We start from the raw sequence: 20467 nt of genomic DNA, 5'->3' as shown, positions 1-20467 counted from the left end.
TTCCTTAAAAGCAAAATAGAATAAATAAATATTTTCAATAACTGTTTTACAATCAATTTTTTAGTAGTAAATATGCAAATCAATCTGCTTATTAAAAATGCGGTTTTATGCGTTTTTCAACAGCTATTTACTTAATCATATTAAACTCTTATTCTTATGATGAAAAATTACCGGGTAAAATTACGATCTCTTACTTTCGTAGCTGTGATGCTATGCGCTTTAAGCACATGGGCACAACGAACAGCCTACGTGATTAAGGGTAAAGTTTCAGATGCTTCAGGAGGTGTACCTGGAGCAACTGTTAAAATTGACGGAACATCCTTCGGTACAATGACCGACATAGAAGGATCGTACACATTAAATGCCAACCTTAACTCGGGAAGATACAAAATTTCAGTGAGTTCGGTAGGGTATGCCACTAAAGTAGAAGATGTAAACTTAGAAAATCAGACAGTTATTACTTTAGATGTAACCCTGAAAGACGATGTGATGAATCTTGACGAGGTGGTGGTAACAGGTTCTACTATCCGTACATCTCGTCGTGAATTAGGAAATGCCATCAGTGCTGTTAATGCAGACCAGTTGAAAGAAACCGGTTCATCAAACTTAGTAAGTGCTTTACAAGGTAAAGTTCCAGGTGCTCAAATCACACAGAACTCTGGAGACCCTGCCGGTGGAATTACAGTTCGCTTACGTGGGGTAAAATCCATTCAGGGTAGTTCCGACCCACTTTATGTAATTGATGGAGTAATTGTGAGCAATTCTTCTGCCAACGTATCCCAAACAGCTTTAGGCAATCAGGTTGGTGCGGCTACTATTGGTACTAATCGTTTAGCTGACATTAATCCTTCTGATATTGAAAGCATCAACGTGATTAATGGTGCGGCAGCGGCGGCACAATATGGTTCGCGTGCAGCAAATGGTGTAGTACTGATTACCACTAAACGCGGTAAATCAGGTACACCCCGCATTACATTTACAACCAGTGTAAATGCCAACGAATTACGCAAAAAAGTATTTATCTCTACCTATGGCAAGCAGTTCGGATTTGCAGGTCTTCGTTTGCATACAATTGGTGTTATTTCACCTGCTCAGATTGCAGCTAACCCTGGAACAACAGTTGTGGGTATTCAACGTGACGGAACTACGTCTAATTTGGCAAATAACCTCGTTGATGTAAGGCGGTATGATTATCAGGATCAGATTTTCAGAACAGGATATGGAACAGATAATAATGTTTCAATAAGTGGTGGTACTGACAAAACCCAATATTTTGCTTCATTGTCTTATATGAAAAATGAAGGTATTATTAAAGGTACGGACTTTAATCGCTATGGCGTAAGAGCCAGAGTTGACCAGCGTTTAGCAAACTGGGCAAAAATGTCAGTTGGATTAAGTTATACCAATAGCTTCTCCAATGAAAAAGCCAATGGTAACGTTTTCTACAGCCCAATCAACTCAGTTAATATTACGAATAATATTTACGATATCACTGTTCGTGATGCTGCCGGAAACTTACAGGCTGTAGAGCCAACTCGTGTAAACCCATTAACTACCATTGAGGCTATGAAGTTTACCCAAGCCGTTAATCGTACCGTTAATGACTTCCAGTTAAATCTAACCCCATTCAAAGGTTTTTCTATTGACTGGATTGTAGGGGTTGATGCGTATGCAGCTTTAGGCAAAAACTATATTCCTGCTTATCCATATCAGGCAGTCGCAGGTCTTCCGGCTGAGCGTTATCCGAATGGTTACGCTTCCAATGCTAACAATAACTCTTTACTTTTCAATACTGACTTGAACTTCTCATATCAACGAGAATTAAGCAAAGATTTCACTATGAGCCTGATTGCAGGTGGTAACTATCAATCAAGCAAAGTAGAATTTGCAAGAGCAAGTGGTGAAAACCTCGCTCCTTTTATTGAAACAGTAAGTGGTGCGGCAAGTACAACCGTAACGGCAGGCTTTGGTTTAGACCAATATAATCTGAGTGGTGTTTTCGGACAAGCTACTTTTGGGTACAAAAACCTGGCTTTTATTACAGGTGCTATCCGTCAGGATCGTTCATCTAAATTTTCTCCAAGCGAAACCAAGCAGTTATATCCTAAATTAAGCGGTAGTTTCGTACCCTCTGATTTAGACTTCTGGAAAAACAGTAAAATTAATGATGTTTTAAGTGGATTAAAATTACGTGCTTCTTGGGGTGAGGCAGGAAACTTGACGGGTATTGGTTCTTACGACCGTTTCTGGCAATTCTTGCCTGTACCACTACTCGGGAAAAACACAATTATTCCAAGCTCAACTCTGGCTAATCCAAGCGTGCGTCCTGAGCGTATGACAGAAACCGAAGGTGGTGCAGACTTATCATTCTGGAAAAACAAAATCAATGTTGGGGTGACTGTTTACAAGCAGAAAATCTCAGATCTGGTTGTAAACCGTGTATTAGCTGCAACTACTGGCGGTACAAGTATTGTGAATAACGTAGGTACAATGGAAAACAAAGGACTTGAAATTGCTTTGAATGTAACACCTATTAAAACAAAAGATTTCAACTGGGACTTCACCCTTATTTATAACCGCAACCGTAATAAAGTGATTAGTTTAGGTAGCCCAACTGTAGCTATTTCTAATTCGGCTGGAGCACCCGTCTATTTGATTCAGGGTCAACCAGCTTCTGTATTCTATGAATTCCCCTATGCAAGAAACTCTGATGGAAGTTTATTGTTAACATCACAAGGATTGCCCCAACGTGAAAGAGGAGTTCAGGCTGCTAATTCTATTACCTATACACCGTCACGCGATGCACAAGGCCAACCATCTTATGAAGCCGGAACAACTTTTGTAAGAACAATTATAGGAAATCCTAATCCTGATTGGACAGGTTCATTTGTTAACTCTCTCGGCTGGAAAAACTTTAACTTCAGATTCTTGTTAGATGCTGTGCAGGGAGTTAGTGTTTTCAATGCCGATAAACGTACCAGAAATAACGTGGGGATAGGCGATATAGCTGAAAAAGAAATGACAGGAGAATTACCACGCGGATATGTGTTCTCTTTAGCTAATATCAGCGAATACCGTGTTGATAACGGCTCCTTTGTAAAACTTCGTGAATTATCGTTCGGCTACCAATTGCCAAATATCATTAAAGGTATCAGCAATATCAATATTTCACTGGTCGGTCGGAACCTTGCTTCATGGGATAAATACAATGGTTATGATCCTGAAACCAATGCAGGCGGAAACAACGATTTGCTACGTAATGTAGACTTCGGTAACGTACCGATTCCGAAAACTTATCAGATTCAGCTAACAGCTACTTTCTGATATACAACAAATCTGGTTCTTTAAAAAACAGATTTCATGCCTTAATTTACCCCCAAGCATGAGAATCTTTAACAGGGGTCTTAAAAAAGATGAAAAAAACATTCATATATTCAGTGCTCACAGCTTCTACTCTGTTGGCTACTTCTTGCAATAAAGAGTACCTTAATCCGAGTGCTGCAAGTGAACAACAGGTAGTCGGCGATGTAAACGGTCTGATTGCCTTAGCCAATGGCTTGCAATATCGCCTAACAATTGGCCGGGCAAGTCCGGCCTATGCTCTTCCGACCGCAATAGGCTTAACAACCAAGGAATTGAAAGTACTAAATGCAGGGAATGGAGATGAAGCATTTTTAGAAACCGGAGGTAGTAGCGTTCAAAATCCAAATTCAATTACTACAAACCTCTGGAATCAGAGTCATTTAGTAAAAGCCAATGCCGACAATATTTTAAATAATGCCAATAATGTACAAGATGCTGGTACTAAAAGCGGCTTAATAGCTTATGCTTCCATTTTCAAGGCTTTGGCTTTGGGGAATTTAGCCAATGGTTGGGAGCAAGCCCCATTGGTTGTAGGTGCTAATGCTACTTTTGTGCCCCGGACAGATGTGCTAAAAACTGCCATAACAACTCTTGAAAGCGCAGCTACTGCTTTAACTACCCCTGTTTCAGCTAATTTCACCAGTCGTATTGTACCAGGTATCGACTTGGCTAATACTATTCAGGCATTGATTGCCCGCTATAGTATTATGCTCGGCGATTATGATAAAGCATTGGCAGCAGCAGCAAAAGTTGATTTAACTAAAAAATCATCCTTTAACTTTGATGATACTTCTCGTAACCCGATGTTCGATGTTGTATTCAGTAACCGTAATGTTACCGAACCAATCAATACTGATTTCGGCCTTCCCGCTATCTTGAAGCCTGATCCGGCTGATAAAAGAATTGCCTTCTTTTTCCAGACTTCAAGTGCCACCAACAATTTGGGCAGAGCAAGTTTTTACACTGCCAACAATTCTGCGATACCTTTGTATTTACCAGGCGAGATTATGCTCATTAAAGCAGAAGCCAATGCGCGTAAAGGTAACCTTGACGCAGCAATAACCGAACTGAATAACGTTTTAACCAAAACTACTGATATTTGGGGTATTGGTGCGGGTCTGCCAGCCTATGCTGGAGAAAAAACTTCGACAGCAATTCTGACTGAGATTTACAAACAACGTAGTATTGAGTTATTCCTGCAAGGTTTTCGTTTAGAAGATAGTCGTCGCTTTGGCCGTCCTGGACCGGGAGCAGCAGGTGCAGAGCGTACCCGTAACTGGTATCCTTACCCTACAACCGAGAAGGATAATAATACCAGCACGCCAAATGATCCGGCAATCTGATAATGCAGATACAAAAATAGCCTATATTTTTTATAGCCTATTTTTGTATCGCTAAATAAGTTACAAACACTTCATCTTCAAACAAAAAAGGGTCTCATTCGAGACCCTTTTGCTTTTCTTGTATGTTCTGCCATTAAGCAAGTAAACCTTTACTCAAGAGGTATTCTGCAATTTGTACGGCATTAGTAGCGGCACCTTTACGAAGGTTATCTGCCACAATCCAAAGATTCAAAGTTTTCGGTTGAGATTCATCACGACGGATTCGTCCAACAAAAACTTCATCTTTACCGTGTGCATTGATTGGCATCGGATATATAAAGTTCTTCGGGTCGTCCTGCACAATTACGCCCTCGGTTTCGCTCAACAATTGTGTTACTTCTGCTAAATCGAAATCATTTTCAAACTCTATATTAACTGCCTCTGAGTGACCGCCGATAGTCGGGATACGAACGGTAGTAGCGGTTACAGCAATACTATCGTCACCCATAATTTTCTTGGTTTCATTGGTCATTTTCATTTCCTCTTTGGTGTAACCATTATCCAAGAAAACATCGATATGAGGCAATACATTCAAATCTATTTTGTGTGGGTAAACTTTCTTCACTTCCTCATCACCACTTCTTTCAGCAAAAAGCTGATCAACCGCCGCCTTTCCAGTACCTGTAACCGATTGATAAGTTGATACAACTACACGTTTAATCTTGTATTTATCATGTAAAGGTTTCATGACAACTACCATCTGTATAGTTGAGCAATTCGGATTAGCAATGATTTTGTCTTCTACCGTGAGTGTATCAGCATTTACTTCAGGCACAACCAGTTTTTTGGTTGGGTCCATTCTCCAGGCTGATGAATTGTCAATAACCGGGATACCTGCTTCTGCAAATTTCGGAGCCAACGCCAACGAAGTACATCCACCAGCCGAAAATATTGCCACCGCAGGCTTCATCTTGATTGCGTCTTCGTAGCCTACTACCGTAAACTGCTTACCCTTAAATTCAACCTGCTTACCAATTGATTTTTCAGAAGCAACAGGAATGATTTCGGTAACGGGGAAATTGCGTTCCGCCAAGACTTTCAAGATTTCAGTACCAACCAGTCCGGTAGCACCTACAACTGCGATTTTCATGATAAAAACCCCACGCTTACATGGGAAAATTTTAGTTAGACATATATTTACAAGAAAGCCCCAATTTGCAAAGGGGCTTGGGAGTGCAAAAATAATAGAATTTTTTGTTTGTTTTTCTTGGAATAGTACAAAATATTTTAGAAGCTCCAGATTCCCTTCGGTGTGACGCAATAATTAAGCTTTACATCTTCATTATTTATATCTTCGATAACATCAACAGGTTCAAAAAAAGAAACACCAATCTTCACTACATCCGGTCGGCATTCGGCTAAAAAGCGGTCATAATACCCTTTACCATAGCCTACCCGATACCCTTGTTTATCGAAAGCCAATAAGGGAAGTATTACTAAATCGACCTCCTTAGGGTTTACTGTGAGCGGTGAACCATTGAGAGGTTCAGGTACTCCGAATTTATTTTCCAATAAAATAGTATCATCTTTTAACGGATAATGAGTCATACTCCCATCGTTATGGCTTTTAGGTATTACAATATCTGCCTTGAAATCTTTTTTTAACGTATCAATTACCAGATGTGTATCTACTTCATTCTTGCGTCTGATGGGTAAGAATGTATGAATTACAGCATAATTATGCATAGGAAAACTCTTGAAAATCCAATCATGAATTTTCTTTGAATACCCGCGGATATCCGAATTGGGCAGGTTATTCCTTTTTTGAAGATACTCTTTCCTTAATGCTGCTTTCATCATATTTTAGGCTTCCTGTAACGATTGATTTGCTTTTTCCTGAGCTTTATTTTCTTTCCATTCTTTCCACTGAGGACCCCACATTTTAGCCATCCCCTTATCTACAAAGGTATGACGCACAAGGTTCCATCCACCTCTTACAGTAGTGAAAATAGAATCATTGGCTCTTAAAGCTAAACTGAAACCACCATCAACATACTTAATGTAGTGCCACCATAACGACGGAATGAAAGCCGTTTCGCCATGACCGAATGTTGCTTCATACCCCACCGATTTTTCAAAAGCAGGGAATTTGTTGAAATCTGGTTTTAAAGGGTGTACGTGACTTTGTACTGTAAATGGATGATGATACAGGTTAACACTCTCTTCCTGCGGAAAAAGAATAATTTGTTTACGGGTCTGGAACTGTGTCAGGAATACGTGCGAACAATCCATATCATAATGAAGGTTTACCTCGGCATCCTGGCCACCAAAAAACATAAACTTATAACTTTTCAGAAATCCATCCATAATCGTCGGAAAACGAATATCATCTGCCAGTTCAGGCACTTTCTTAAAAATATCAAATAAGAAAATACGTAAATCGGTTGGTCCTTTTTCTATTAAACTCAGGTATTCGCCAAAAGGCATCGTTTTAGCTGCCTTATAATAATTTTTTGCGTCGTGTACATTATTATCAAACAGCGGAACCTCAATCTTTCCGTGTTTCTCACGAAGCCAATCAAAAGTCCACTTCTCTAATGCTGGCCAATCTTTTACTAAATCAGTAAAAATAACTGGCTTTTTAGGTTTCAAATAATTTTCTATGAACTCTTCTCGACTTAAGTTGCTGCGTCTTTCAATGGGTATCAGTTTCATATAAACAAATAGTGATTTTAATTTTTATCGAATAATATTAAATCAATAAAAATAATCTAATGGTAGAGTGTTATATCTGAGTGTCACCAATAAAAACCAATGCCACAAAAAAATGGTTTCATAAAAACCCTCACCAATACAAAATTTTTATTGCCTTATTTATCCTTAATTTGTTGCGAATAAATTTTATATTAGTATGCTTGCATAATATTTTGTTTCCTGTATCTTTGTCGGATAATTATGCTTGCATACTATTATTTAGTTCTGAGATGGTCGTAAAAAAATCATCTAAAGATACTAATATCTTTCTCTCAATCCTAATGGAATATAACAACAACCTTAACCGAAACCTTGCAAAGGTTCAGAAAATGCCAGCTTTTCTGCAAAATTGGTTACTTAATTATTCCATCGGTAAATTTGTTAAATTCGTTGGCACAGCAGGTATCCATTTCGAAAAAATGACGTGTCGTGAGGTTGTAGTTACACTTCCCAACAAAACTAAAGTTCAGAATCATATCGGGCAGATTCATGCTGCGGCTACTACCCTTCTGGCTGAAACTGCTACTGGGATGGTGGTGGGTATGAATATCCCCGACAACAAATTGCCTTTGATGAAAAATCTCTCAGTAAAATTTATCAGACGTAGTCAAGGCCAACAAAAAGCCATAGCAACGCTGACAGAGCAGCAAATTAGCCAGATTCGTGAAACAGATAAAGGCGATATTAATGTAGCTGTAAAAATTATTGATGAAACGGAAGAAGAAGTTGTTGTAGCAGAGATGAACTGGGCGTGGGTTCTGAAGAAATAATTTTCGGTTATACAAAAATCATTTCTTTAAAACGGAAGGAAACAATAAATTCGAACAGATTGAAGATAAAATCTAAAAGTTAAGAAATTATAACCAGAGGCTATAAAGATTCAAAGAATACTTTATACCACTTTAAGAAGTCAGGAATTGTTGGTAAAACTCAAATAATAAAGTTGGACATCATTTTAAAGATAACCGAAAGATGATAACAATAGATAACTATTTAGATAACCATTATATACATAAAAGTAACTGGCTGAGAGCTGCTGTATTAGGTGCAAATGACGGAATTATTTCTATATCAAGTCTTGCAATAGGTGTAGCTGCCGCAAGTTCAACAAGAGAGCCTATTATTTTAGCTACAGTGGCAGGTCTGGTTGCCGGTGCTCTATCAATGGCAGCCGGTGAATATGTTTCTGTTAGTTCGCAGACCGATATTGAAAAGGCAGATATAAGAAGAGAAGCTCAGGAATTAAAAGAAATGCCTGAAATAGAACTACAAATTCTGGCTCAAATCTATGAGAAAAGAGGCTTAAAGAAAGAAACCGCCTGGCAGGTTGCTAAAGAGTTAACAGATGCTGATGCGTTAGGGGCTCACATCAGAGACGAATTAGGTATCAATGAGATTAGTCAGGCAAATCCACTTCAGGCAGCGCTGGCGTCGGGTACATCATTTACTGTAGGCGGAATACTACCCCTGTTAGTAACATTACTTACACCCGTGACCGGAATGGAATATTGGCTTTACGGGTTTACAATCTTATTTTTAATTATCTTAGGAATAATATCAGCAAAAACCGGTGGTTCAAGTGTCAGGAAAGCCATTATGAGAATTACGATCTGGGGTACAGTTGCTATGGGGCTTTCGGCGTTAGTAGGCTACTTTTTTGGTGTTAATGTTTAGTTCTTTTAACTGTTCTATTTTTATTTGTTGTTAAATTATTTTTCTGTTACCATATAATAATCCATCTGTTTTTAAAAAATCATATTCAACTAAAGCATGAATCGTAGTATAAAAAAAGTAACTGTTTTAGGTGCGGGTATTATGGGTAGTCGTATTGCCTTGCACTTTGCTAATATTGGAGTAGAAGTACTGCTACTCGACATGGTACCACGCGAGCCTAATGATGCGGAGAAAGCCAAAGGCCTTGATACTACTCATCCGGCAGTACGTAATAGAATCGTTAATGAATTGTTTATGGCGGCTGTTAAAGCCAGTCCATCCCCTGTTTTTAGTCAGCAGTCGGTTACTCGTGTAAAACTGGGTAATTTCGACGATGATATGCCTAAAATCAAGGATTATGACTGGATTATTGAGGTAGTAGTTGAGCGATTAGACATCAAAAAATCGATTTATGAGAAAGTAGAGCAGTTCCGTAAACCCGGTACTCTGATTACCTCTAATACTTCCGGTATTCCTATTCATCTGATGGCAGAAGGCCGTTCAGAAGATTTTCAGAAACATTTCTGCGGCACACACTTCTTTAATCCTCCTCGCTACCTGCGCTTGCTGGAGATTATTCCAACGCCTCAGACAGACCCGGCCATTGTTGATTTTCTGATGCATTATGGCGATTTGTATTTAGGCAAAACAACCGTACTATGTAAAGATACACCGGCTTTTATTGCCAACCGCCTGGGTATCTATGCAATGGTACAAACCATTAGAGTAGCAGAAGAAATGGGCTTGACGGTTGAAGAAGTAGATAAATTGACCGGCCCTGTTGTTGGCCGTCCGAAATCAGGCACTTTCCGTTTGTCTGATGTGGTGGGTCTGGATACAACTGTGAATGTATGTAATAATTTATCAAAGGTTTTAGAGAATGATGAGTCGAAAGATGCTTTCCAATTGCCGCCGGTTATGGTGAAACTGATGGAAAACAAGTGGCTGGGTGATAAGACCGGACAAGGCTTCTATAAAAAAACCAAAGACGAAAAAGGTCAGACGGTTATTCTGGCTTTAGACCTGAAAACTTTTGAATATAAACCATCGCAAAAAGTAAAATTTGCTACGCTCGAAACCACCAAAAGCATTGACGATTTGAAGAAACGATTCTCGGTGCTTTTAGCCGGAAAAGACAATGCAGGTGAATTCTACAGAAAAACCTTTGCCGATTTCTTCCGCTATTCAACCAATCGTATTCCTGAAATATCTGACGAATTATATAGAATAGATTCAGCCATTTGTGCGGGCTTTGGTTGGGAATTGGGTCTTTTTGAAACATGGGATGCCATTGGTGTAAAACCGATGCTCAAAATCATGGAAGACCTGAATATGAAACCTGCTGCATGGGTATATGAAATGTTAGAAGCAGGTAACGAAACTTTCTATAAAGTCGAGGGAGGTAAAAAGAAATACTATGATATTCCAAGTAAATCATACAAAGTAATTCCGGGCACAGAGTCGTTTATTATTCTGGATAATCTTCGCCAGACAAACGTTATCTGGAAAAATGCGGGTTCTACCATTTTCGATTTAGGTGATGGCATTGCTGGAGTAGAGTTCCACTCAAAAATGAATACTTTCGGCGCAGAAGTGGTGGAAGGGCTAAACAAAGCCTATGCCGTTGCAGAAAAAGATTTCAGAGGTTTGGTAGTAGGAAATGATTCAAATGAAGCATTCTCAGCAGGAGCAAATTTAGCTATGCTGTTCATGTTTGCCATTGAGCAGGAGTATGACGAAATCAATATGATGATTGCGCAATTCCAGCAAACGATGATGCGTGCCAGATACTCTTCTATACCTGTTGTAACAGCCGTTCATAGTCTGGCCTTAGGCGGTGGTTGTGAGTTGAATCTACATGCTGACAGAGTGCTGGCTCATGCCGAAACTTATATGGGATTAGTTGAATTAGGTGTTGGTCTGATTCCTGCCGGTGGTGGAACAAAAGAAATGGCTGTTCGTTGCTCGGATATGTATCATACCGGTGATACTGAATTAAATATTCTACAGTCTGCCTTTATGAACATTGCTCAGGCTAAAGTTTCTACCTCAGCACAAGAGGCGTTTGACATGAATTATCTGAAACCGGATAAAGACAGAATCGTGCTGAACCGTAGTCGTCTGATTGCTGAAGCAAAAGAAGAAGCTATCAAACTGGCCGAAGATGGATACACTCAGCCTAAGCAACGCACAGATATTAAGGTTCAAGGTAAAACCGGGATTGCGCTTTTCAAAGCGGGTATTACGGGTATGCTCATGGGTAGATATATTACTGAACATGATGCTAAAATTGCTGATAAATTAGCTTATGTGATTTGTGGTGGTGATTTAAGTTATCCGCAGAATGTTTCAGAGCAGTATCTTTTAGACCTTGAAAGAGAGGCTTTCCTTTCTTTGACAGGTGAAAAGAAAACATTGGAGCGTATGCAAGGACTATTAAGCGGTGGGAAACCCCCAAGAAATTAATATTGTTATATTATTAAAACACATTCGCTCTTCTTAAGTTAAAACTTTCTAAGGGTTAAGATAAAAATAGCAGAACATGAATGCATATATAGTCGCTGGCTACCGTAGTGCAGTCGGCAAAGCACCTAAAGGAGTATTCCGTTTTACCCGCCCTGATGATTTAGCGGCAGAGGTTATCAAACATCTGATGGCAAGCGTTCCAAATTTAGACCCTGCCCGTGTAGAGGACGTAATCGTAGGAAACGCCGTACCGGAAGCAGAGCAGGGCATGCAAATGGCACGTTACATCTCGTTATTAGCATTGGGCAAAACCGTACCGGGTGTAACCGTAAACCGCTATTGTGGTTCAGGTGTAGAAACAATTGCAATGGCAGCCGCTAAAATCCATGCCGGAATGGCCGATTGTATTGTGGCTGGTGGTACAGAATCGATGTCATTAGTGCCAACAATGGGTTGGAAAACAGCCTTAAACTATAATCTGGCATCTACACATCCTGATTATTATATTGGTATGGGTTTAACTGCCGAACAGGTAGCCCAGCAATTCGGTATCAGTCGTGAAGAACAAGACTTGTTTTCCTACAATTCTCACAAAAAAGCTTTAGCTGCACAGGCAGAAGGCAAATTTGATGAAGAAATTGTGCCGATTAAAGTGCAGGAAACATTCTTTGACCAGAATTCGGGCAAAAAGAAAACCAAAGAATACACTGTTACAAAAGACGAAGGCCCACGCGCTGATACAAGCTTAGAAGCATTGGCCAAACTAAAACCTGTATTCACGATGGACGGGAGTGTAACAGCAGGTAACTCTTCACAAACTTCAGATGGTGCCGCTTTCGTGATTGTGATGTCAGAGAAAATGGTGAATGAATTAGGCTTGAAACCCATTGCTCGCATGATGGCCTACGCCTCGGCAGGGGTTGAACCTCGTATTATGGGTATCGGCCCTGTAGCAGCTATTCCGGTAGCATTAAAACAGGCAGGCTTGAAACAGGATGATATTGATGTAATCGAATTGAATGAAGCCTTTGCTGCACAATCATTAGCTGTTATCAAAGAATTAGGTTTAGATATGAACAAAATTAACCCGAACGGTGGCGCAATTGCTTTAGGGCATGCCTTGGGTTCAACCGGAGGCAGATTATCAGTTCAGGTGCTGAACGAGCTTCGCCGTCAGAATAAGAAATACGGTATGGTAACTGCCTGCGTAGGTGGCGGACAAGGTGTGGCAGGTATATATGAATTCCTGAATTAAGAGGCCTTACTTCAGATATAGCAGATATAATTTATTGAGGGGAGATTAAAATTGTCGGGAGATGATTTTTAATCTCCCCTCTTTTATTGGTTGATTTAAGACAAAACAATACATTTGTTAAATTAATAAGTGTTTATTTGACACGAAATATTCAATCTACCTAAATTATTAAACAATGAAACTACTACTCACTCCTAAAGCATTACTAATGCTTGTATTCGTACTTTGCTTTTCTTCCTCTTCTTTTGCCCAAAGAAAACAATTCAGAGTACTTTTATTCAGTAAGACTGACGGCTTCCACCACGAATCTATCAACGAAGGAGTAACGGCTATCAAGGCTATGGCTGAAAGACAATTCTTTTCGGTTAGCTGGCAGGAGAACGCTTCGGTTTTCAATGAAAAAGATCTGGCTAATTACGAAGCCGTAATTTTTCTAAACACAACCGGAAATATCCTGACCCCAGAGCAACAAACAGCCTTTGAAAAATTTATTCAATCGGGTAAAGGTTATGTAGGTATTCATAGTGCCAGCGATACTGAATATGACTGGGAATGGTATACCAAAATGGTGGGTATGATGTTCAAGATTCACCCGACTATCCAGACTGCCTATCTCAAAGTAGAAGACAAAAATTTTCCGGGTATGGAACGTTTTCCTGCTAAACTTTTATGGACTGATGAATGGTATGAGTTCAGTGCTGCCAAGTCAAAAGATCTACATTTCTTAATTTCTATTGATGAGAAAACCTACAATCCGGTTGTAAAATGGGGAGATAATGAAGGGAAAGGCATGGGCTTCCACCCTATTTCATGGTATCATAACTACGACGGCGGTAGAGCATTCTATACTGCCATGGGACACGTACCACAAAATTTCAGCGATTCGCTCTTCCTTGACCATTTGTTTGGTGCTATTTATTGGGCTGCTACCGGGAAAGGGTTGTAAAGTTTTGTGGCGCGAACCGGGCGACGGTCGCGTCTCGTTCGCAATGGGCATTGAAAAACGGAAGACTAATTTATTAGGAGGTATTAGTAGAAAATTATTTCCATTATAAATAGCTTTCTTCCAAATGCCTGTATTCACTGCGAACGAGACGTTCGCGCCACAATTTTTTTTATTACTTTTGGTTTTCAATATTCTATTCAACCATGCGATTAAAAAATAAAATTGCCCTTATTACAGGTGCCGGACGTGGGATTGGCGAGGCCATTGCATTAGGATTCGCCCGGGAGGGTGCCGATGTCATTATTAACGAAGTAGCAGGAGCAAATTATGCAGAAGAAGTAGTGGCTAAAATCAGAGCCCTGGGAAGGCAATCGGAAGTGATATATGCTGATATTTCAAAGGTTTCAGAAATCAGAGAGATGTTTGCAAAGATTACTGAGAAATACCATAAACTTGATGTATTAGTCAATAATGCAGGTATTACAGGCTGGAGCGATTTCTTTGAAACCGATGAAGTCGTTTTTGATACAGTAATGGGCGTTAACCTGAAAGGTACATTATTCTGTTCTATCGAGGCCGCCAAAATTATGCGTACGAATGGCGGTGGAAGCATTATTAATATTTCAACTATCTGTGCTGCTTTGAGTGTAAAAAACCTGATTACCTATTCTACCAGCAAAGGTGGTATTCATGCAATGGCAGAGCAAATGGCTGTTGAATTAGCTCCTTATAATATCCGTGTGAATACTTTTGGCCCCGGCCCTATTAATGTAGAGCGCAATCTGAAAGAAGACCCTAATTATAGAACCAACTGGGGTGGCGTAGTACCAATGGGACGTACTGGAGAGCCAGAAGAAATGGTTGGCCCCGCATTATTCCTGGCTTCTGATGATTCAAGCTATGTTTCAGGGCAATTATTCTTTGTAGATGGAGGCTGGAGTGTTCAAGGAAAGATTCCGGTGAATAGCATGGATAGCCAGCTCGCAAATAGTAATAAATAGTGAACTACGACACATATATTTTCGTTGGAAACATATACTCCGAAGATTTTATGTGATGAGTTCAAAAGAAAAATTATTACTCTTTATACTTGCCTGCATCAACTTTACACATATAGTTGATTTCATGATTATGATGCCTCTGGGGCCTCAACTCATGCAAATTTTCAATATTACGCCCCGACATTTTGGGTTCATTGTCTCTGCCTATGGCATGAGTGCCGGAATTTCAGGATTTTTAGCTGCTTTTTTTGTAGATAATTACGACCGCAAAAAAGTTGTACTCTTTGCCTATATAGGCTTTGTAATAGGTACTTTTGCCTGTGCTTTCGCCCCTACTCATCAATTTTTGATTTTAGCACGTGTGATAGCCGGAATTTTCGGTGGTTTGATTGGTGCACAGGTCATGTCAATCGTTGCCGATACTTTCGATTACCAACGTAGAGCCACAGCTATGGGTTTTATCACCACTGCTTTTTCCATAGCTTCAGTTGTGGGTATTCCGGCAGGTTTATTTTTAGCTAATCAATCAGGTTGGCATACACCTTTTTTAGTGATAGGCGGCTTGGGGCTTATTGTTATTTTTCTGATAATCAAATATGTGCCTCCTATTGACAAACATCTGAAGAATAATCTGGAAAAACCAAACCCTTTGACGGTTATTACTAATATCCTGCAAAATCCTAATCAATTAAGGGCTTTATGGCTTTCAACTACTATTATGTTGGGGCATTTCAGTATTATTCCTTATATAGCTCCTACCTTAGTTGCAAATGTCGGTTTTAGTCAGAATAATATATTTCTGATTTATTTAGTAGGTGGTTTATTTACTATCTTCTCAGCACCTATGGTCGGTAAATTAGCCGATAAAAAAGGCAAATACCCTATTTTTGTGATATTTGCATTTTTGTCGTTAATTCCGATTTATCTTATTACCAATATGTTTTCCGGGGCAGTGTGGGCAGTGTTATTTGTTGCAGGTATCTTTTTTATTTTCTCAAATGGCCGTATGATTCCCACACAGGCCATGATTTCTAATGTAGTAGCTCCACAGCAAAGAGGAAGCTTTATGGCCATCAACTCGTCTCTACAACTTTTTGCCCAAGCAATGGCTGCTAATATTGGTGGTTTTATAATCCATAAAACTACCTCGGGTTATATTGAGAACTATGCGTGGGTAGGTTATTTTGCCATTACCATGATTTTTCTCAGCATTTTTATTGCCCGTACGGTGAAACCAATTCCACAGCCAATTGTTATCAATGAAAATCCTGTAAATGTTTCATAGTTAAACCTTTTAAGACCATGCTACGGATAAACAATCTATTTGCCTGTGCATTTACATTATTACTATTATCTTTAAATGCCTTTGCTCAGGATTTCAAAACAGAAATAAAGATATTCAGAGAAGAATACAAAGCTGAATTTCTGAAATCGAAGTTTTCACCTTTAAAGGAAGAAGATTTGCAGTATCTTCGTTTTTATGAACCCAATGAAAAATTTAAGATAGAATGCCAGTTTACAGCTACCACTGGAGGAAGGCCTTTTCAAATTCCAACCACTTCAGGCGAGACTAAAACATATGCCAAATTCGGAGAGTTAAGTTTCCAGTTAGATGGCAAAACCTACAAGTTAGCTGTTTACCGATCACCTGATTTGCAAAGAATACCACAGTACCGCGATTACCTTTTTATTCCGTTTAAGGATTTAACGAACGGAAAAGAAACTTATGGTGGTGGGCGTTACATTGACTTGCGTATGAAACAACTCGAGAACGATAAAATCATTTTAGATTTCAATAAGGCTTATAACCCTTACTGCGCATTTGGCGCAGGCTATAGTTGCCCGATACCACCACGAGAAAATCATCTACAAATAGCTATTGAAGCCGGAGAAATGAATTATGCCAAAAAATATTAATAGCCTTTACTAAATCTTTTTGGCAGGATTCCCAAAAACCGTAACGTTATCGGGTATGTCTTCAATTACCACAGAGCCTGCACCTATGCGGGCATTTTTACCTACTTTCATACCTGCCACAATCACAGCACCTGAGCCTATAAAAGCTCCTTCAGCAATTTCTGCTCCTGCGTTTATCTGAGCACCGGAAGCAATAGTTACAAAGTCTGATACTTTAGTTTCTGTATCTACTAATGCTCCTGACTGAACAATGCAGTGATTGCCCATTTTTGCGAATGGATTAATTGTGGCATTAGCCATCAATAAATTCCCATGCCCGATTATGGCGGTTTCTGAAACTACCGAACGGTCATGAATGGCGTTTACAGGCATTACATGACGGCGCTGGTTCAGAATCTCCACAATTTTCTTTTTTACTTTGGTATTACTTATTGCTATAAAAGCCTCTGTTTTTTGTCCGATAATTTTCAGCAAACCATCATCATCAGTTTCACCTAATACTACTATTTCTCCTATCTCAGTATTGTGCAGTTTTTTATCATCATCTAAAAAACCATATACCAATACATTGTTACGATTAAAAATATCCAGGGCAACTTTGCCAAGCGTACCTGCTCCAAAAATCAATACGGGGTTCTGCATTTCTAAATTTTCTTTTACTGAATGAGTGTTTTGATGAGTTATCAATCACGCTGTTTTTAACTTATGAATTAATCGCTAATTCTGCCCGGCGTTTCCGATATAATTCAACAGCCTTATCTAATAAAACGTTCATAGCAATAGGCATATGCGTAGAAAGAATACCCCCATAAATAGCAGTATCTACATCATGCAATGATTCTTCTAACGATTCGCTCGGTAGTCGATTAATGATTTCCTTACTTGTATAAGATGTATAAGGACGATTTTCTAACCATTCTAAATGTTCTTTCCACATGACCAAAGCCTTTCCTATATTACTACTATCAAGTGTACCACGAATAATTTTCCTGTAATTACTTACAAAATCTTTATGTTTCCGACCAAACAGAAAAAGGCGATACTGTTTTTCGATTCTTCTACCAAAAAAGGCATAAATCAGCCCTAATACGCCTATTACTCCTAATAAATATCCAATAATTTTCGGATAGTTTACCTGCTGCTCTAAAGGCATCAGTTTCGTATCAATTTTGAGTTTCAGTGAGTCTGCACTTGTTTTTATCATCTCCTTGAGAAAAACAGAGTCTAAATCAGCAAATACAGTAGTACAATCCCGTTTACCCAATACATAAACAGGCAGATTAAATTTTTGTGTTTTAGTAATATCAAAAGTAACCAGGGTATAAACTACGCTATCGAGGCTTCGGTTTTTATTAGTGATGGTTGTGAAGTAGTTCCGGCGGACCATTTCAAAAGGATAAAAATTATAAGAGGTATCCGGAAAGAACAGTTCATCAGCAGGAGAATGATAATAACTCAGGGCATAATCGAAAGGTCGGCCTAATTCAACGCTATCGGTTAAAAATCTCCCGACTGGTTTTTGAGCATAGGTATGCGAGAGTATCAGGCAAAAAACTATCACTCCACTATACCATATACGAATAGCAGCAAAAGAATTGATTCTGAAGTATCGGCTGTATGGCATTGGGTTACTTTCTGACTCTGAACAATTGTATAAGTTTTGAGACATAATCTTCTCTTGAATCAATGGCCAGATAGTTAGCATTGTGCTGTTTACAGAGTTTTTCTAATCTTTCCTGATTATTTTCAAATATATCTTTCATTTCTTTCTTGAAAGTAGGAGATGAGGTATTGAGCCAGACTGTACGCTTACTTTCTTTATCCAAGACCGGAATAATGCCTAAACTTGGCAGGCTTATCTCTCTTTGGTCATAGATATGAATCACTACTAAATCATGCTTTCTTGCCAGGGCTTTCAGGTTATGCTCGTAGTCTTTATCCAAAAAGTCAGAAATCAAAAACACAACACTACGGCGTTTCAGGATATTGAGTGCAAAACCTATAGCATCAGGAATATTGGTTTGTTGTGACAATGGCTTCATTTTAAACAAACTCAATATAATTTCATACCCATGTTTTAACCCATTGGCTGGTTTAAAATACAACTCCTTCTGGTCTGAAAAACAATATAAACCCACGTGCCCGGCTTCCTTAATGGCTGATAATGACAAAACTCCGCATATCTCCTTAGCAGTATCTAACTTTAATTGTCCATTGTTCCCAACTTCCTGAGAAGCACTCACATCTAACATAAAAAAGACTGTTTGTTCTTTTTCTTCTTTGAAAATCTTCACATATGCGCCATGGCCTTTGGCAGTTGTAATCCAGTCAATGGTTCGCACATCATCACCGTATTGATAGGTACGTAAGTCGCTAAACTCCAGACCAGAGCCTTTAAAAACTGAACGAAAGTTTCCGTGCATCTGTGAGTCCACAGCCTTACGGATTTTTATTTCGTACTTATTGAGTTTAGAGATTATATCTTCTACCACTATCTTTTACTAATTATTGTCCTGAATTTTTTAACGAGATTAACAAACTTTAACTTATTCAATCTCTTATTTTTTTCCGTAATTTGTTCTTTAATCTGAAAACGAAGATAAAGTGAAAATACTGACAAAAAAAATATTCTTGCATTTAGCCATTATTTCAACACTTATTTCTTGTATAGCAGATCCTACCCCACCGGATAATGTAATTGACATAAATACAATGGCGAAGATTCTGGCAGATATTCATTTAACAGAGGCAAAAGTAAACAGATTGAGTTTTCAGGTTTATGATTCCACCCGAGTGCTATATTTAGAATATGAACGCAGAATTATGGCTAAATATAAAGTTGATACTGCCCATTATAAGGCGAGTTACCGGTTTTATGTACAAAACCCCGAATTGATGGTAAAAGTTTATGACGAGACCCTCAATATTTTAGATGAAAAGAAAAAGAACAAACAAATTAAAACAGACTGAAATCCATAAAGAATCCTGAACAGATGTCTAAAGAGAACCTTGTTATTATACCGACATACAACGAAATTGAGAACATTGAAGCTATTATCAGAAAAGTGATGCATCTGGATGAAAATTTTGATGTTCTGATTTTAGATGATGGCTCTCCTGATGGAACAGCACTCAAAGTAAAAGAACTACAAGCTGAGTATCCAAACGAACTGCATCTGATAGAACGTAGTGGTAAGTTAGGTTTAGGTACAGCGTATATTTATGGTTTCAAATGGGCAATAGAACAAGGGTATGAGTTTATTTATGAAATGGATGCCGATTTCTCACACAATCCTGAAGATTTGGTAAGGCTGTATAAAGCCTGTAAAATAAATGGTTTTGATGTAGCTGTAGGTTCACGGTATATAAAGGGGGTGAATGTTGTCAATTGGCCTATGGGGCGGGTATTGATGTCTTATTTTGCCGGAGTGTATGTAAGATTTATCACAGGCATGAAAATCATGGATCCTACTGCCGGGTTCATCTGCTACCGCAAGGAGGTATTAAAAACTATTCCACTTGACAAAATTGTATTCGTTGGCTATGCCTTTCAGATAGAAATGAAGTTCAATGCTTTTCTTTATAAATTTAATATTACCGAAGTACCTATCATCTTTACAGACCGTACCAAAGGCGTGTCAAAGATGTCGACCAAGATTTTCAGAGAAGCCGTTTTAGGGGTTGTAATGATGAAAATCTGGAGTTGGTTCAAGAGTTTTAAAAGATAAAA

General features: G+C 38.9%; 18 protein-coding genes. 12 read left to right on the top strand and 6 right to left on the bottom strand.

All coding sequences use genetic code 11. The features are described 5' to 3' along the window. The first annotated feature begins 156 nt into the window (after positions 1–156). Positions 157–3324 carry a SusC/RagA family TonB-linked outer membrane protein gene (locus H1R81_RS10360; protein WP_181840635.1) on the top strand — a complete coding sequence of 1056 codons (3168 nt, stop codon included), beginning with the start codon at positions 157–159 and terminating at the stop codon, positions 3322–3324. A gap of 89 nt (positions 3325–3413) precedes the next feature. Then, positions 3414–4706, top strand: a complete 1293-nt coding sequence (locus H1R81_RS10355; protein ID WP_181840634.1) for a RagB/SusD family nutrient uptake outer membrane protein — start codon at positions 3414–3416, stop codon at positions 4704–4706. Positions 4707–4839: 133 nt separating this feature from the next. Here the strand turns inward: H1R81_RS10355 and H1R81_RS10350 are convergent, their stop codons facing one another. The 3 genes from H1R81_RS10350 to H1R81_RS10340 all read right to left on the bottom strand — a co-directional run bounded on the left by H1R81_RS10350 (position 4840) and on the right by H1R81_RS10340 (position 7400). Continuing rightward, positions 4840–5835 carry an aspartate-semialdehyde dehydrogenase gene (locus tag H1R81_RS10350; RefSeq protein ID WP_181840633.1) on the bottom strand — a complete coding sequence of 332 codons (996 nt, stop codon included), beginning with the start codon at positions 5833–5835 and terminating at the stop codon, positions 4840–4842. A gap of 137 nt (positions 5836–5972) precedes the next feature. Then, positions 5973–6545 (bottom strand): 5-formyltetrahydrofolate cyclo-ligase, encoded by a 573-nt coding sequence (locus H1R81_RS10345; RefSeq protein WP_181840632.1) that lies wholly within the window; start codon positions 6543–6545, stop codon positions 5973–5975. Between the two features lie 3 nt (positions 6546–6548). After that, positions 6549–7400, bottom strand: a complete 852-nt coding sequence (locus H1R81_RS10340; RefSeq protein WP_181840631.1) for a cupin-like domain-containing protein — start codon at positions 7398–7400, stop codon at positions 6549–6551. A 320-nt stretch (positions 7401–7720) separates the two neighbouring features. Here H1R81_RS10340 and H1R81_RS10335 point away from each other — a divergent pair, with 320 nt between their 5' ends. The 8 genes from H1R81_RS10335 to H1R81_RS10300 all read left to right on the top strand — a co-directional run bounded on the left by H1R81_RS10335 (position 7721) and on the right by H1R81_RS10300 (position 16737). Then, on the top strand, positions 7721–8209 hold the full coding sequence (locus H1R81_RS10335) for a DUF4442 domain-containing protein (RefSeq protein WP_181840630.1): 489 nt from the start codon (positions 7721–7723) through the stop codon (positions 8207–8209). Between the two features lie 202 nt (positions 8210–8411). After that, positions 8412–9113, top strand: coding sequence for a VIT family protein (locus tag H1R81_RS10330; protein ID WP_181840629.1), 702 nt, complete (start codon positions 8412–8414; stop codon positions 9111–9113). Between the two features lie 96 nt (positions 9114–9209). Continuing rightward, positions 9210–11618, top strand: a complete 2409-nt coding sequence (locus tag H1R81_RS10325; RefSeq protein WP_181840628.1) for a 3-hydroxyacyl-CoA dehydrogenase/enoyl-CoA hydratase family protein — start codon at positions 9210–9212, stop codon at positions 11616–11618. Between the two features lie 76 nt (positions 11619–11694). Then, entirely contained in the window at positions 11695–12873 is a 1179-nt protein-coding gene (locus H1R81_RS10320) for an acetyl-CoA C-acyltransferase (RefSeq protein ID WP_181840627.1), read from the top strand. Between the two features lie 175 nt (positions 12874–13048). Further along, positions 13049–13819: a ThuA domain-containing protein gene (locus H1R81_RS10315; RefSeq protein ID WP_181840626.1), complete on the top strand. Its 771-nt coding sequence runs from the start codon at positions 13049–13051 to the stop codon at positions 13817–13819. Between the two features lie 203 nt (positions 13820–14022). Then, a complete protein-coding gene (locus H1R81_RS10310) occupies positions 14023–14820 on the top strand; it encodes an SDR family NAD(P)-dependent oxidoreductase (protein WP_181840625.1) in 798 nt (265 codons plus the stop codon). 55 nt (positions 14821–14875) lie between these two features. Next, complete coding sequence (locus tag H1R81_RS10305) at positions 14876–16105, top strand: MFS transporter (RefSeq protein ID WP_181840624.1); 1230 nt, start codon at positions 14876–14878, stop codon at positions 16103–16105. 17 nt (positions 16106–16122) lie between these two features. After that, positions 16123–16737 carry a DUF1684 domain-containing protein gene (locus tag H1R81_RS10300; RefSeq protein WP_181840623.1) on the top strand — a complete coding sequence of 205 codons (615 nt, stop codon included), beginning with the start codon at positions 16123–16125 and terminating at the stop codon, positions 16735–16737. Between the two features lie 9 nt (positions 16738–16746). On the opposite strand, the gene H1R81_RS10295 is transcribed toward H1R81_RS10300, so the two are convergent. The 3 genes from H1R81_RS10295 to H1R81_RS10285 all read right to left on the bottom strand — a co-directional run bounded on the left by H1R81_RS10295 (position 16747) and on the right by H1R81_RS10285 (position 19229). Then, the gene (locus H1R81_RS10295; RefSeq protein WP_181840622.1) at positions 16747–17379 is read right to left on the bottom strand and encodes an acetyltransferase; all 633 of its coding nucleotides are present in this window, start codon (positions 17377–17379) and stop codon (positions 16747–16749) included. Positions 17380–17440: 61 nt separating this feature from the next. Then, positions 17441–18361, bottom strand: a complete 921-nt coding sequence (locus H1R81_RS10290) for a hypothetical protein (RefSeq protein ID WP_181840621.1) — start codon at positions 18359–18361, stop codon at positions 17441–17443. Positions 18362–18365: 4 nt separating this feature from the next. Beyond that, entirely contained in the window at positions 18366–19229 is an 864-nt protein-coding gene (locus H1R81_RS10285; protein ID WP_181840620.1) for a DUF58 domain-containing protein, read from the bottom strand. Positions 19230–19341: 112 nt separating this feature from the next. On the opposite strand from H1R81_RS10285, the gene H1R81_RS10280 reads away from it, so the two are divergent. Continuing rightward, on the top strand, positions 19342–19707 hold the full coding sequence (locus H1R81_RS10280) for a DUF4296 domain-containing protein (protein WP_181840619.1): 366 nt from the start codon (positions 19342–19344) through the stop codon (positions 19705–19707). 23 nt (positions 19708–19730) lie between these two features. Next, positions 19731–20465: a polyprenol monophosphomannose synthase gene (locus tag H1R81_RS10275; RefSeq protein ID WP_181840618.1), complete on the top strand. Its 735-nt coding sequence runs from the start codon at positions 19731–19733 to the stop codon at positions 20463–20465. Positions 20466–20467 lie beyond the last annotated feature (2 nt).

This window comes from Emticicia sp. BO119 (assembly GCF_013912375.1).
Lineage (GTDB): Bacteria > Bacteroidota > Bacteroidia > Cytophagales > Spirosomataceae > Emticicia.
This window is presented reverse-complemented; position numbering and strand designations above follow the sequence as displayed.